The organism is Lachnoanaerobaculum sp. Marseille-Q4761 (assembly GCF_017565785.1).
Classification (GTDB): domain Bacteria; phylum Bacillota; class Clostridia; order Lachnospirales; family Lachnospiraceae; genus Lachnoanaerobaculum.
In genome coordinates this window covers 147,835-162,505 of sequence record NZ_JAGEKB010000003.1, presented here as the reverse complement: position 1 = coordinate 162,505, position 14,671 = coordinate 147,835, and the positions used below count along the sequence as shown (strand labels likewise).

Sequence of the window (14,671 nt, the reverse complement as noted above, 5' to 3'; positions counted from 1 at the left end):
GTATAACTTTTATGATCACCGGCTTGCCGGATTAAGTGTGAAGGGGAAGATATGAAACTAGAATTTATTGGTGCGGACCATGAGGTTACAGGAAGTTGCCATTATGTAGAGGTTGGGGATAAGAAGTTTTTGGTAGACTATGGTATGGAACAGGGAATAAATGTGTATGAGAATGCACCGCTCCCCGTATCGCCGGCACAGATAGATTATCTTTTTGTGACACATGCTCATATTGATCATACCGGAATGATACCACAGCTTGTGGCAAGAGGTTTTAAGGGAGAGATTTATTCTTCAAACGCAACAATGGAGCTTTGTAAAATAATGCTTAGAGATTGTGCGCATATACAGGCTGAGGAAATAAAATGGAGAAACAGAAAGGCTGAAAGAGCCGGCAGACAAAAAGAGGTGCCTATCTATGAGATGGCTGATGTTGAAGAGAGTATAAAGCTCTTTAGAGGTGTAGGCTATAATCAGAAAATAGATATTGATGAAAATATAAGTATAAGATTTATAGATGCGGGGCATATTCTTGGTTCGGCATCTATAGAGGTATGGCTTAAAGAGGGCAATGAGAGCAGAAAAATCGTATTTTCGGGAGATATAGGAAACTTTAATAAACCTTTGATTAGAGATCCGGAATATATAAAGGATGCCGATTATGTTTTGATGGAATCCACCTATGGTGACAGATTCCATGAAGCGGATGCCGACCATGTTGCAGATCTTGCAAAAATAATCGAGTATACATTGGAGCGAGGGGGAAATGTGGTGATACCTGCTTTTGCGGTAGGTAGAACACAGGAGTTGCTTTTCTTTATGAGACAGATAAAACAAAATAATCTTGTAAAGAATTTTCCGAATTTTCCGGTTTATGTGGACAGTCCTCTTGCAATAGAGGCTACGAATGTATTTAAGGACAATCTGCTTGAATGTTATGATGAGGAAACCAAGGCGTTGGTAGAAAGCGGCATAAATCCGATTGCTTTTCCAAACTTGAAAATGACTGTAAGCAGTGATGAATCCATGGCTATAAATATTGACAAATCACAGAAAGTTATTATATCGGCATCGGGTATGTGTGATGCCGGAAGAATCAGGCATCATTTAAAGCATAATTTGTGGAGAAGTGAATGCAGCGTGGTATTTGCGGGATATCAGGCATTTGGCACACTTGGAAGAGTATTGCAGGACAATGTTTCGGAAGTAAGGCTTTTTGGAGAAAATATATCCGTAAATGCACATATTGAAACTTTAAAAAGCATCAGTTCACATGCGGATAAAAACGGTCTTATACAGTGGATAAGTGCATTTGAGGAAAAACCGAAGGAAGTATTTATAGTTCACGGTGATGACAGGGTATGTGAGAGTTTTTCAAATGAACTTAAGAATAAATACGGTATAAATGCATCCGCACCATTTTCAGGATCGGTATTTGATCTGATAACAGGTGAGTGGATAAAGAAGACAAAGGGTGTACCTGTAGCTGTAAGAGAAGTAAAAGAACAGGAGAGCAGCGTTTATTTAAGATTGCTTGGAGCAGGTGAAAGACTATTAAGAATAATAAAGGATAATAAACATGGTGCCAATAAGGATTTGGCAAAATTTGCGGATCAAATAAATGATCTGGCAAAAAAATGGGAAATCTAGTAGGAGACAATGTGAAAAATTTTAGTAAAAAAACGGTAATAGCTGTTGCAGCGGTGGTTTTTGTGTTGCTTGTAATAGCGATAGTGGGAAAGCACACAAGTACAAAATCCATAGCCAATAATTTTGATCTTTCAACAGATAAAAAAAACAGTGATGAACCTTTGACCGATACAACATTTGCACTTGATACATTTATTACAGTATCCATATATAATGGCGGTGATGAGAATATATTAAAAGAGTCCTTGGAGTTTATCAGAAACTATGAGATGATTTTCTCCGCAACAAATGAAGCTTCCGAGCTTTATAAATTAAACCATAGAGAAAAAGGTACTATGAGTGTAGAGGTAAGTGATGAGTTGGCTTATCTTATTGACAAGGCTCTTTATTACAGTGAAGTGTCAAATGGAGCATTTGATATTACAACCGAGCCTTTAAAGGAATTATGGGATTTTAATGCAGAAGAACCGGAATTGCCGAGTGATGAAAGTATTGCAAAGGCTTTACCTAAAGTGGACTATAAAAAGATAAGTGTAGAGGGAAATACTGTAAACTTTATGTCTGATGATACAAGAATAGATTTGGGTTCCATTGCGAAAGGATATATAGCGGATAAAACCAAGGAATATCTTTTAAGTAAGGGTGTGGACAGTGCCATTATAAATCTTGGCGGAAATGTCCTATGTATAGGAAAAAAGCCGAATGGAAATAATTTTACAATCGGTCTGCAAAAGCCCTATGCCGACAGAAATGAAACCGTGGCACTGCTTACAGTGGATGATGAATCGGTAGTATCCTCAGGAGTTTATGAAAGACATTTTGTAATAGACGGTAAGAACTATCATCATATTTTAAATCCGAAGACAGGTTATCCCTATGACAACGGACTTGTGGAGGTAAGTATATTGACAAAATCCTCTACAGAAGCGGATGCACTCTCTACCACATGTTTTTCGCTTGGAGTGGAAGAGGGAGTAAAGCTTTTGGACAGTTTACCGGATACATACGGATATTTTATCCTTTCCGATTACAGTATAGTATATTCAGAAGGTGCTAAGGAACAGCTTGTCAATGATTAAATTATTTTAAAAATATTTTAATAAGAAATACGGATTTTTTTGCTATAATATAAAAGTTTACAAATTCTATATTTGTGCTATATCCGATAACTAAATATTTGACTTTGATAGTCAAAGAGTATATATTAGTTTGAAGATAAATAATTTTTTGGAGATTAAAATGGATAGAAGAGAAGTATTGGCAAGTATTCCAAAGGCGGTAAATCTTTATATGATTCACTCTGATTTTACTAGATTGCCATTCGTTTATTGTGATGATGAAAGTTTTGATGATGTAGCTTTTTTATTTGATATAAAGGAAAATGCAGAAAAAAAATCTAAGGAATTATCAGAAAATAAGCAAAAGAATACTGTGGTGGAACTTAATCAGGAAGGTGTATTAAGAGCCTTTACACATATGCTTATAGCAGGTGTGAATGCAATTAAATACAATTATCAGGGAGAAGATTTTATAATCCAGCTTGATGAAATTGTAAAATTATCGGATTTCAGTGAGCTGCCTCCTGAGCAAAGACCTATAGAGAACAGAACATTGCAGCTTACAATGCTTTATTTCAGCCAGGAGATAAGAGCAAATCTTGACAATCCGAATACACCTGAAATCCATGAAATGGAAGAAGAGATGATGGTGAATATTTTAAAGGCAAGATTCCTTGTACCTGTAAGAGAAACACAGGTTGACGGCGAAACTCAGATGCAGATGCTTATGTTAAAGATAGGTAATGGTGGCGGAAGTATGATACCTGTATTTACAGACAATATAGAGTTTGACAAGATGCCAAATGATGATACGGTTAAAAAGACTATAATAGATTCCAAGAATCTTATTAACTTCCCGCTTCCTCCCGAATGTGAGGGATTCCTTATAAATCCTATGGGAGTCAGCCTTCCGCTAAGCTCATCTATATTAAATAATTTAAGAAATATGGAAATAACACCGGCTGAAAAATAATAACTTAAAAAATAATAATTTATTAAAGCCGTCGTTTAAAGATTTAGCCCCATATAGCTGTGATTTGCTATATGGGGCTGTGTATTTATAAATTATTCTCTGTTTTTTATATCAATATAATTTTCACGCTCTTTTACTGCCATATATGCAGGTCTTATAATCTTATCGGTATTTATAAGTTCCTCAATTCTGTGTGCACTCCATCCGACTATTCTTGAGCAGGCAAATATAGGTGTATAAAGCTCCGTTGGTAAATCAAGCATCCCATAAACAAATCCGCTGTAGAAGTCTATATTTGCACTGACTCCCTTATATATATGCCTTTCATTGCCTATTACCTCCGGTGCAAGTCTTTCCACGGCACTGTAGAGTTTAAAATCATTATGTTTATTTTTTGCATCGGCAAGCTGCTCAACATATTTTTTGAAGATATTGGCACGAGGATCGGAAAGTGAGTATACCGCATGCCCCATTCCATATATCAAACCGGCCTTATCAAAAGCTTCTTTTCTTAAAAGTTTTAAAAGATATGCTCTGATTTCATCCTCATCATTTATATCACGAATATTTTTCTTCATATCTTTAAACATCTCAACAACCTTTATATTGGCACCGCCATGCTTCGGTCCTTTAAGTGAACCGAGGGCTGCGGCTATTGCAGAATATGTATCGGTACCTGATGAGGTTACAACATGGGTTGTAAATGTGGAGTTATTACCTCCGCCATGCTCCATATGTAAAACCATTGCCAAGTCAAGAACCTTTGCCTCAAGATCGGAATATTTTTTATCCTCTCTAAGCATCAATAAAATATTTTCTGCAGTGGAGAGATTATTTGATGGACGATGTATATACATACTTTTATCTCTTATATAGTGATTATAGGCATGGTAGCCGTAAACACACATCATAGGGAAGGTGGAGATAAGGTTTATACATTGTCTGAGTACATTTGAAAGTGAAGTATCATCAGCCTTTGTATCGTAGGCATATAATGTAAGCACAGATCTTGAAAGTGTATTCATCATATCCTTACTGGGAGCCTTCATTATAATATCCCTTGTAAAATTCTTCGGCAATGATCTTTGCTCACCAAGTAAGCGGATAAAATCTTTAAGCTGATTTTCGGTCGGAAGATTTCCAAACAACATAAGATATGCTATTTCCTCAAATCCGAAACGGTTTTCTTTTAAAAATCCGTCCGTAAGTTCATGTATATCTATACCCTGATATCTTAATTCACCGTCACAGGGAATCTTTTCACCGTTTTCTTTTTTAAAAGATGTTATTTCGGAAATACGGGTAAGTCCGGCTCTGACTCCTTCGCCTTTCAGATTTCTAAGCCCTCTTTGTACATCGTATTCTTTATACAAAGACTGGTCGATAGTTAAATTTTTACGGCACTTTAAGGTCAGATCCTCTATTTCCTTTGTAATTCTTTGATTGTAGCTCATATTTTCCTCCTTCTGATATTAAATAAAGTTAATACAATGTACAAAGGTATGCACTTATATAAAAAGTACAAGTATTATAATTATACATTATTTTAAGGAAAAATTGAATTAAAAAATTATATAAACTTGATAAATAATGATTTATGAAAAAAATGAAATTTATAAAAATGAAAAAATGTACATTTTTAGTAATGATTATGTATTAGGTTTTTTTGTGTATCAGATGAAAACATATAATAAAAACAGGAAAAATTTCCCTGAAAAAAATTCAATAGAAAAAATTCAATAGAAAGAGTAAAAATATTCTCTGTAAAATAATCGTAAACAATATTAAAATAAGCTTACAAAATGGAACAGAACAAAGGGAGGAAAAAAATGAAATTGTTCAAAAAATTAATGGCATTATCAGTAGCATCTATATGTGCTATTTCATTAGCAGCATGTGGAGGTTCAAAACCTGCAGAGACAACAGCTGCAAGCAGTGAAGCAAAGGAAGAAAGCAAGGCGGCTGAGAGTGTTTCAGAGGCGGTAGCGGCTACAGGTAAGGATGCAAAGGACATCAAAGTAGGCATTTCAATTTACAAGTTTGATGACAACTTTATGACATTATACCGTAATGAGCTTGTTAGATATCTCACAGAGGAAGTTGGAATTCCGGCTGAGAATGTAGTTGTTCAGGACGGTAAGAATGATCAGGCTGAGCAGACAAACCAGATCAACAATTTTATTGCAACAAAAGTTGACGTTATGATTCTTAACTTAGTACAGTCATCTTCAGCACCTACAGTTACAGATCTTGCTAAGGAAGCAGGAATCCCTGTAGTATACATCAACCGTGAGCCGGATGAGGCAGAGGAGTCAAGATGGGCAGCAGACGGTATCAAAGCTACATATGTAGGTGCAGATGCTCGTCAGTCAGGAACATTCCAGGGTGAAGAGATTGCAGAACTTGCAAACAAGGGCGATATCAATGGTGACGGAACTGTTAAGTACATTATGATCCAGGGTGACCCTGAGAATATCGATGCTCAGTACAGAACAGAGTATTCGGTTAAGGCACTTACAGAGAAGAGCGGTTTAAAGGCTGAGGAACTTCTTATTCAAAGAGGTGACTGGGATCAGGCTAAGGGACAGCAGATTGCACAGGATGCACTTACACAGTATGGTACAGATGTAGAAGTTATTTTCTGTAACAATGATGCTATGGCACTTGGTGCACTTCAGGCTATCAGTGCAGCAGGCAGAAAAGTAGGCGAGGATATCTATATAGTAGGTGTTGATGCACTTGCAGAGGCAGTACAGAATGTATCGGAAGATAAGATGACAGGTACAGTATTTAATGACTTTATCAGCCAGGCACAGGCAGCAGCAAAGGCAGCTGTTTCATTCACAAAGGGTGAGAAGGTAGATACAAAGATTCCTGTAGATTATGTAAAGGTTACAAAAGAGAACGCAGCAGAGATATTGGAACTTGTAAAATAATAAAAGCAAATATTATGTAAACATCTTTCGGGTGTGCTGTTGCACACCCGATTTTTGAAAGGAGCAATGGATGTCAGAGTACAGATTGGAAATGAAAGGGGTTTCAAAAAGTTTCCCCGGTGTAAAAGCACTAGACAATATCCATCTTAATGTCAAACCGGGCAGCGTACATGCTCTTATGGGTGAAAATGGCGCAGGCAAGTCCACACTTATGAAATGTCTGTTTGGAATATATACAATGGATACCGGTGAGGTCTATGTAGACGGAGAAAAAATGAATATATTAAATCCTGATGATGCACTTCATAAGGGATTGGCAATGGTTCATCAAGAATTGCAGCCGGTACCGGCAAGATCCATTGCGGAAAATATGTTCCTTGGAAGATATCCCACAATAAATATAGGACCTCTAAAAGTAGTAGACCATAAGAAGATGGAAAATGAAGCCAATAAATGGCTTAAAGAAGTAAAACTTAATGTAAATCCAAATGCATTATTACAGACACTTTCTATTTCACAGATGCAGTCTGTGGAAATAGCAAAAGCAGTTTCAATGGGCGCAAAGATTATTATCTTAGACGAGCCCACATCATCACTTACAGAAAATGAAGTAAGCGGATTATTTAAAATAATAAGAGAATTAAAAGAAAAGGGAGTATCCCTCATATATATTTCACATAAAATGGCTGAAATAAGAGAGATAGCCGATGATATAACCATCATGAGAGACGGAACCTATGTAGGTACATGGGAAGTTAAAGATATCAGTGACGGTGAGATCATAAGACAGATGGTTGGTAGAGAACTTTCAAATATCTATCCTCCAAAAGATGATTTAGAAAAAGGTGAAGTTATACTGAAGGTGGATAACCTTACAAGTATACATGAAAATATATTCAGAAACTGCTCATTTGAACTTAGAAAAGGTGAGATACTCGGATTTGGCGGACTTGTGGGTGCAGGCAGAAGTGAGCTTATGGAAGCAATCTTCGGGCTTAGAAGTATTAAATCCGGAAAAGTATATATGAAGGGCAAGGAGCAGACAATAGCAAGACCTAGAGATGCTATAAAAGACGGACTGGGAATGATTACAGAGGATAGAAGAGGTACAGGTATTCTTGGTTGCCTTTCAATAGCTGATAATGTGGCTATCTCCTCACTTAATAATTATCTTGTGGCAGGTATTGCACTGGATGACGGTAAGATTAAGCAGGTAGTGGATGAGAATGTAAGCAAATTGAGCATAAAGACTCCAAGCAATAAGACATTAATACAGTCTTTATCAGGAGGTAATCAGCAAAAGGTTATCATAGCAAGATGGCTTGCAAACAATCCGGATGTGCTTATAATGGATGAGCCTACAAGAGGTATAGATGTAGGTGCAAAGTATGAGATATATCAAATAATGATAAACTTGGCAAAACAGGGAAAGGGCATCATAATGATTTCTTCCGAGATGCCTGAGCTTATTGGAATGTCTGATAGAATAATTGTTATGTGCAATGGTGAAATTACCGGTGAAGTATCAAAAGAGGATGCTACACAGGAAAATATCATGGCATTAGCTACAAAATTTTAGGAGGAATACTTATGAATGCAAAATCTTTAGATATAAAGAAATTGTTATTGGATAATGGAATAATAATAGTTTTACTTTTACTTGTTTTATTTACGGGTATAATGAAGGACAATTTCTTTTCAGCAAGTAACTTAAGAAATGTTTTGGTTAATGTGGCTCCAAGAGTAATCATTGCCTTCGGTGTTTCAGCATGTCTTATTACAAAGGGTACAGATCTTTCAGCAGGTCGTCTTGTAGGACTTTCCGCCTGTGTTGCAGGTACTCTTTTACAGAACAAGGACTATGCAGGAAAAATGTTTCCAAATCTCGGTGATATGAATATTTTTGTGGTACTCCTTATCGCTATAGCTATATGTGCGGTATTTGGATGCATTAACGGAATAGTTATAGCACATTTAAATGTTCCTGCATTTATCGGAACTCTTGGAATGCAGCTTATAGTATATGGTGTATGTCTTGTTTATACAAAGGCTGAGCCTATAGGCGGATACAGAAATGCATATACAGCAGTTGCTACAGGAAACTTTTTAAAGATACCTTATCTTTTCATCTATGCACTGGTTATCGGACTCATCATGTGGTTTGTATTTAATAAAACAAGACATGGTAAGTATATGTATGCAATAGGTGGAAACGAGGCGGCGGCAGAGGTTTCCGGTGTTAATGTAAAGAAGACAAAAATACTTATCTATACATCAGCAGCAGTGCTTTATGCAATCGCAGGTTTCCTTTTGGGAGCAAAATCAGGCGGTTCATCTGTAAATATGGGTGCTTCATATGAGCTTGAGGCAATCGCGGCTTGTACCATCGGTGGAGTATCTGTAAACGGTGGTATCGGTAGAATATCAGGTTGTGTAATCGGTGTTTTAGTTTTCGAGTTATTGAAATCCTCAATGCAATTCCTCGGAATCAAGCCGGATTTCCAGTTTATAGTGCAGGGTGTTATCATCGTTGTCGCTATAGCACTTGATATAAGAAAATATATACAGAAGAAGTAATTGATTAAAATATAAAACTCCATTTACACCCCTTATATGTATGATATAATGATACATATAAGGGGTGATTTTTGATTGATGTGAACAAGGTAATTGACAGTGAGAAAGACTATATCGGATTGGCAGAAACATTATACTTGTCATCAATTCCCGGTATGAAAGAAAAGATAGTTGAAGGATTGAAGACTCACATAGAGGATTGTATACCTGAAGATCAGGTGGAGTGGTAATCTACTCTATTGTTTATACTAAAAAAGCGGTAGGTGATATTCACAATTTAAAATCTGCAAAGCTTGATGATAAGGCTAAGGCATTGATAGAATTAATAAGGAATGATCCATATAAGACTCCGCCTTCATATGAGAAATTACAAGGAGATTTGAAAGGGGCATATTACCGTAGGATAAATATAAAGCATAGGCTTGTTTACGAGGTATATGAGGAAGATAAAATAATTAAAATTATCAGTTTGTGGAGTCATTATGATTTTTAATAAAACAATTTCACATATATTCAAAATAACAATATAATATATTAATCAAGATTTGATGAAAGATATAGTAGGTGGTTAGAATGAGGGCAATTAATTTATTTAGTTTAACCAGAGAAATAGATAGGAATATTTTACAAAAATATGAAAGACTATTATCCAATAGAGACAAATATATACAAATACGTGATGAAGAAGTAGATATAATTAAAAAAATTGTTGATATTTTTCGTAAACAAAAACTAGAGAACTTTGTTTATGAAAATTGGTTTTATTCTTTTACAATACCTAATATAAGTAAGGAGTTTGATTTATTAAAAGTAGGTTTTGATAATAAAATAATAAATATTGAAATTAAAAGTCAAGAAGTTGATCAATTCAAGATTGAAAGGCAATTATGTCAAAATAGATACTATCTTTCGCACATAGGGTCAGAAATTTATAGTTTTACGTGTATGTTGGATAATAATTGTGATTTGAAAATTTTTAGATATGATAAAAAGCTTAAGGTATCAAATATAGATGAGTTGCTGGAATGTGTTAGAAAAATAGAAGATGCAGTGGATAGTAATATAGAAGATTTATTTAAACCAAAAGATTACCTTATCTCACCATTTAATGAAACTGAAAAGTTTGTAAAAGGGGAGTACTACTTGACTGGTCAACAAGAACAAATAAAAAATGAAATTATTGATAATATAACAAATGAGAAAATGCTATTAGGCATTCAAGGAGGAGCTGGAACAGGCAAAACTTTATTGCTTTATGATATAGCTAAAACTCTTTCTGCAGATTTTTCGGTAGGTATTATTCATTGTGGAAATCTAAATAATGGGCATAATTGTTTGAATAATGAATTTAAAAAAGAAAATATGAATATATCTATAATCTCTGCTAAAAAGATAACAGATGACTCAATATATAAATGTAGTGATTGGTTGAAGCACTGTGAAATAATTTGCATTGATGAAACACAGAGGATATATGAAAGTACACTTAAATTTATTTTAGAAACTTATGATAATAAAGGAACAAATATTAAAGGAATTATTTTTTCTTATGACCCAAAGCAGAAGATGTCAAGAAGTGAAATTGCAAATAATAATCTTAAAATTATAGAAGCCAGAGGTTCTAAGGAGTTAAAGTTGTTGGGAAAAATTAGGACTAACACCGGAATATATTTTTTTATAAAAAATATGATGGATTTAAAAAAGGAAAATAAAACTGTTTCATACACAGATATAGATATTGTATATGCAGAGGATAGGGAAGATTTTGTAAAATTAAGAGACTTTTATGTATATAAAGGATATACCTTTCTAGCATATACTCCCGCAAGCAAAAAATATGATAATGATTCTAATAAATATTTAAAGCAAAATAGTTATAATTATAAGTCATCACATGATGTAATTGGGCAGGAGTTTGATAAGATAATTATTTTAGTAGATAATAATTTTTTTTATAATTCAAAAGAAGAATTGGATGGGAAAGGACATCCTAATGAAGATTATTTGTTTGAAAGATTATTATATCAAAATATAACACGTGTAAAAGAAAAATTATGTATAATTGTACTCAATAATAAAGATGTATTTGAAAAGTTGATTGAGATAAAAGAAAAAAATTTATTTGGGTAGTTTTGGGCTTAGTAAGCGGTAATCAATTATCAGTAAAGCATAGAGAATATGAGCTTATTGCAATTATGAAGTTACCGGAGAATGTAGCATAGAACCTGATTGTTTATCGTTATATGAATTTTGTGAAAATATACTTATATCAATGTTAAACAGAGTGGGAAGCAATTCAGAGTTGTTCTGATGATATATTAGGTAGTTATGAAACTAGCTAAGCTTTTTCACAATTAAGTTAATAATTTTTATATATTTGTAAGATTTAAAGATATCTGCTAAAGACAGATGTTTTGTGGTATTATAGTAATGTTTCCTTTTGGGATGTGACTTATTTTTTTGCAAATCCATTATATCACAAACCGAGAGGAGATTTTTATATTCAGTAACAAAAAAGTGTCATATTTATACGGCTTTTGGCATTTCGCAAACGCCTAAAATCATAAAATTAATAAAAGGAGAATTGTTATGGTAAATATAATTATTGGATCAACGCCAAAACCATTAGCCAGTGAAGAATTAAAAAAATATTTTCAAATGGATAGTGACTTAGAAGGATATTTATATATAGGATATCCGATAATAGGAACCGTAGAAGGGGCATACCCAATAGATGCATTATGGATTTCTAAGGAAAAGGGATTGGTTATTTTTAATTTAGTTGAAAATAAAAATATTGAAGGTTATGAAGAGATCCAAGATGACTGTGCCAATAAAGTTGAATCCAAATTAAAAGGATATAAACAATTGGTAAAAAAAAGACAATTATGTGTTGATATAAATGTGATAACATTTGCTCCATTTATTGGAACGTTAAAAGAGTATAATAAGGATTATCCTTTATGTAACGCTAATACCTTGGCAAAATGCATTTCAAAATTGGAATGGAAAGAGCAAGAGCATTATAATGACCTGGTTTCAGTTTTACAAGCAATTTCAACTATTAGAAAAGGTAAGAAGAGAAGAGAAGTTTTAAATGCTAACTCTAAGGGTGCTAAGCTAAAAGCGTTAGAAGACTCTATTGCTAATTTAGACAACAGGCAAAGTCAAGCGGTAATAGAAACGGTTGAAGGAGTACAAAGGATACGCGGATTAGCCGGATCGGGAAAAACAATAGTACTTGCGTTAAAAGCAGCTTATTTGCATGCTCAGCATCCTGACTGGAAAATAGCCATTACATTTAATACAAGATCGTTAAAAGGACAATTTAGACGATTAATTAATACATTTTATATAGAACAAACAAATGAAGAGCCTGATTGGGATAATTTGCAAATTATGCATGCGTGGGGCTCTCCTGGCGGTGGAGATCATAAAGGGATATACTATATTTTTTGTGCATTGAACAATGTGCCATATAGAGATTATAGCACAGCTAGAAATAGATTTGGTTCATCAGATCCTTTTGGAGAAACATGTAAAAAAGCATTAGATGAAGCAAAATCAAATGTCATGGAGATATTTGATGCTGTGTTAGTTGATGAAGCGCAAGATTTTTCACCAAGCTTTTTGAGGATGTGTTATGAGATGTTAAAGAACCCTAAAAGATTGGTTTACGCATATGATGAGTTGCAGAATTTAAGAACACAGTCTCTACCATCACCGGAAGAGATATTTGGTAATTTTGAAAACGGAACACCGAAAGTAAAATTTTATACTCCTGAGGAAGGAAAACCACAACAGGATATTATTCTTGAAAAGTGCTATAGAAATTCAAGACCGGTATTGGTGACAGCACATGCATTAGGTTTTGGAATATATAGAGAGAAGGAGACAAATTCAAAAACAGGGTTGGTACAAATGTTTGAGCAGCATTCTCTATGGAGGGATGTTGGATACAAGGTAAAAGAGGGAATTTTGGAAGATGGAAAGCATGTTGTTTTGGCAAGAACTGCATCAAGTAGTCCGGAATTCTTAGAAAAGCATTCTGATATTGATGATTTAATTAAATTCAAATCCTTTAAAAGTCAAGAAGAACAGAATAAATGGGTTGCTGAGCAAATAAAAATCAATTTAGTAGCAGATGAATTAAGAACAGATGATATTATTGTGATTAATCCCGATCCGTTAACTACAAAATTAAATGTAGCTACTATTCGAGCCATGCTTTTTGAAAAAGACATCAATTCTCACACTGCCGGAGTAGATACCACACCGGATATATTTTTTTTGGAAAACAATGATTCAGTTGTATTTACCGGTATTTATAGAGCTAAAGGAAACGAAGCAGCAATGGTGTATGTTATAAATGCTGAATCTTGTTATAATTCTGATTATGATTTAGCTAAGAAAAGGAATCAGTTATTTACAGCTATAACAAGAAGTAAAGCTTGGGTAAGAGTTTTAGGTGTTGGAGAAGATATGGATAAATTAATTGATGAATATAAAAAAATAAAGTCTCACAATTATACTTTAGATTTTATTTATCCGGAAAAATCTCAAAGAGAAAAAATGAATATTGTTAATCGAGATATGAGTGCAGCGGAAAAAAATAAAGTTCAGAAAAACAAAACAAATATAGAAAATTTAATTATGGAGCTTGAAAATGGAGAAATTTTCCCGGAAGACTTGGGAGAAGAACAGATTGCTCGTCTTGAAAAATTGTTAAAAAGAGGTGAGTAGTTCAAATGTTGACTGCAAAAAAAATTTATACACAAATAGAAAGAATAACAACTGATATAATTAGAACTGGGCTTTGTGATGATCAAAATTTCCCATCAATAAGGAAATATTCAGATGAAATTGAAGAGGTTGGTGTGAACACTTATGACAATAATATCTTTTTAAAAAGTATTCCATATAAAGACATGTATTTGGAGTTATGTACTAAAAGAACGTTCAATATAAAGATGATAGATGGAGCTTTAATACAGATGCAATATAGGTTTAGAAAAAATAAAATAGAGAGTCACCGATTGGCTTTTTTCCCAGCACCTGATTTAGAGATATTTCAAAACGAACCGGATTTTTATTTGGAAGATGAAATTTATAGTGATATTTTAGACAAGAGAGTAGTTTCTGTGCCTTTAAGATTTGATTTTGATGATGGAAAGGATAGTTATGGTAAGAAGATAAGCCGCCCTATTATTCATCCGGTTTCGCACTTAACTATAGGTCAGTATAAAAATTGCAGGATACCGGTATCATCTGCATTGACTCCATATCAGTTTTTAAAGTTTGTTATTATGAATTTTTATAACACTGCTTATACTTCATATAGTTCTCACTTTGCTGAATATAAGGATTGTTTTGATACGACACTATACCTTGAAGAAAAAGAGATAGTAAATGTATGTACACCTGTTTATAAAAAATAAAGTATCTTCGAATTAATACAAGGGTAGTAATCTGTTTTA

At 34.0% G+C, this 14,671-nt stretch carries 12 protein-coding genes; 11 read left to right on the top strand and 1 reads right to left on the bottom strand.

Translation table 11 applies throughout. The features are described 5' to 3' along the window. Positions 1-51 precede the first annotated feature (51 nt). The 3 genes from J4O15_RS11880 (at position 52) to J4O15_RS11870 (ending at position 3,681) form a co-directional block, all read left to right on the top strand. Positions 52-1,650: an MBL fold metallo-hydrolase RNA specificity domain-containing protein gene (locus J4O15_RS11880; RefSeq protein ID WP_208100922.1), complete on the top strand. Its 1,599-nt coding sequence runs from the start codon at positions 52-54 to the stop codon at positions 1,648-1,650. Positions 1,651-1,661: 11 nt separating this feature from the next. Then, a complete protein-coding gene (locus J4O15_RS11875) occupies positions 1,662-2,729 on the top strand; it encodes an FAD:protein FMN transferase (RefSeq protein WP_208100921.1) in 1,068 nt (355 codons plus the stop codon). A 160-nt stretch (positions 2,730-2,889) separates the two neighbouring features. Continuing rightward, complete coding sequence (locus J4O15_RS11870; protein WP_208100920.1) at positions 2,890-3,681, top strand: SseB family protein; 792 nt, start codon at positions 2,890-2,892, stop codon at positions 3,679-3,681. A 92-nt stretch (positions 3,682-3,773) separates the two neighbouring features. Here J4O15_RS11870 and J4O15_RS11865 read toward each other — a convergent pair whose 3' ends face one another. Next, the gene (locus tag J4O15_RS11865) at positions 3,774-5,135 is read right to left on the bottom strand and encodes a citrate/2-methylcitrate synthase (protein WP_009218834.1); all 1,362 of its coding nucleotides are present in this window, start codon (positions 5,133-5,135) and stop codon (positions 3,774-3,776) included. A gap of 375 nt (positions 5,136-5,510) precedes the next feature. On the opposite strand from J4O15_RS11865, the gene J4O15_RS11860 reads away from it, so the two are divergent. The 8 genes from J4O15_RS11860 (at position 5,511) to J4O15_RS11825 (ending at position 14,632) form a co-directional block, all read left to right on the top strand. Then, positions 5,511-6,617, top strand: coding sequence for a substrate-binding domain-containing protein (locus J4O15_RS11860; protein WP_009218833.1), 1,107 nt, complete (start codon positions 5,511-5,513; stop codon positions 6,615-6,617). Between the two features lie 70 nt (positions 6,618-6,687). Then, complete coding sequence (locus J4O15_RS11855) at positions 6,688-8,196, top strand: sugar ABC transporter ATP-binding protein (RefSeq protein ID WP_009218832.1); 1,509 nt, start codon at positions 6,688-6,690, stop codon at positions 8,194-8,196. Positions 8,197-8,207: 11 nt separating this feature from the next. Further along, the gene (locus J4O15_RS11850) at positions 8,208-9,194 is read left to right on the top strand and encodes a galactose/methyl galactoside ABC transporter permease MglC (protein WP_009218831.1); all 987 of its coding nucleotides are present in this window, start codon (positions 8,208-8,210) and stop codon (positions 9,192-9,194) included. A gap of 71 nt (positions 9,195-9,265) precedes the next feature. Next, a complete protein-coding gene (locus J4O15_RS11845; protein WP_243762059.1) occupies positions 9,266-9,424 on the top strand; it encodes a hypothetical protein in 159 nt (52 codons plus the stop codon). After that, entirely contained in the window at positions 9,424-9,687 is a 264-nt protein-coding gene (locus J4O15_RS11840) for a Txe/YoeB family addiction module toxin (protein ID WP_009218829.1), read from the top strand. Before J4O15_RS11845 ends, J4O15_RS11840 begins: the two co-directional genes overlap by 1 nt. 80 nt (positions 9,688-9,767) lie before the next feature. Next, positions 9,768-11,324 (top strand): DNA/RNA helicase domain-containing protein, encoded by a 1,557-nt coding sequence (locus J4O15_RS11835; RefSeq protein ID WP_009218828.1) that lies wholly within the window; start codon positions 9,768-9,770, stop codon positions 11,322-11,324. 459 nt (positions 11,325-11,783) lie between these two features. Then, positions 11,784-13,937, top strand: coding sequence for a DEAD/DEAH box helicase (locus J4O15_RS11830; RefSeq protein WP_208100919.1), 2,154 nt, complete (start codon positions 11,784-11,786; stop codon positions 13,935-13,937). A gap of 5 nt (positions 13,938-13,942) precedes the next feature. Then, the gene (locus J4O15_RS11825; RefSeq protein WP_009218826.1) at positions 13,943-14,632 is read left to right on the top strand and encodes a DUF2290 domain-containing protein; all 690 of its coding nucleotides are present in this window, start codon (positions 13,943-13,945) and stop codon (positions 14,630-14,632) included. The last annotated feature ends 39 nt before the right edge of the window (positions 14,633-14,671 follow it).

What these genes read in the sequence shown, in the direction of transcription:
- J4O15_RS11855 (WP_009218832.1), top strand. Translation starts at nt 6,688, where the DNA reads ATGTCAGAGTACAGATTGGAAATGAAAGGGGTTTCAAAAAGTTTCCCC.
- J4O15_RS11850 (WP_009218831.1), top strand. Translation starts at nt 8,208, where the DNA reads ATGAATGCAAAATCTTTAGATATAAAGAAATTGTTATTGGATAATGGA.
- J4O15_RS11825 (WP_009218826.1), top strand. Translation starts at nt 13,943, where the DNA reads ATGTTGACTGCAAAAAAAATTTATACACAAATAGAAAGAATAACAACT.
- J4O15_RS11865 (WP_009218834.1), bottom strand. Translation starts at nt 5,135, where the DNA reads ATGAGCTACAATCAAAGAATTACAAAGGAAATAGAGGATCTGACCTTA.
- J4O15_RS11830 (WP_208100919.1), top strand. Translation starts at nt 11,784, where the DNA reads ATGGTAAATATAATTATTGGATCAACGCCAAAACCATTAGCCAGTGAA.
- J4O15_RS11870 (WP_208100920.1), top strand. Translation starts at nt 2,890, where the DNA reads ATGGATAGAAGAGAAGTATTGGCAAGTATTCCAAAGGCGGTAAATCTT.
- J4O15_RS11860 (WP_009218833.1), top strand. Translation starts at nt 5,511, where the DNA reads ATGAAATTGTTCAAAAAATTAATGGCATTATCAGTAGCATCTATATGT.
- J4O15_RS11880 (WP_208100922.1), top strand. Translation starts at nt 52, where the DNA reads ATGAAACTAGAATTTATTGGTGCGGACCATGAGGTTACAGGAAGTTGC.
- J4O15_RS11835 (WP_009218828.1), top strand. Translation starts at nt 9,768, where the DNA reads ATGAGGGCAATTAATTTATTTAGTTTAACCAGAGAAATAGATAGGAAT.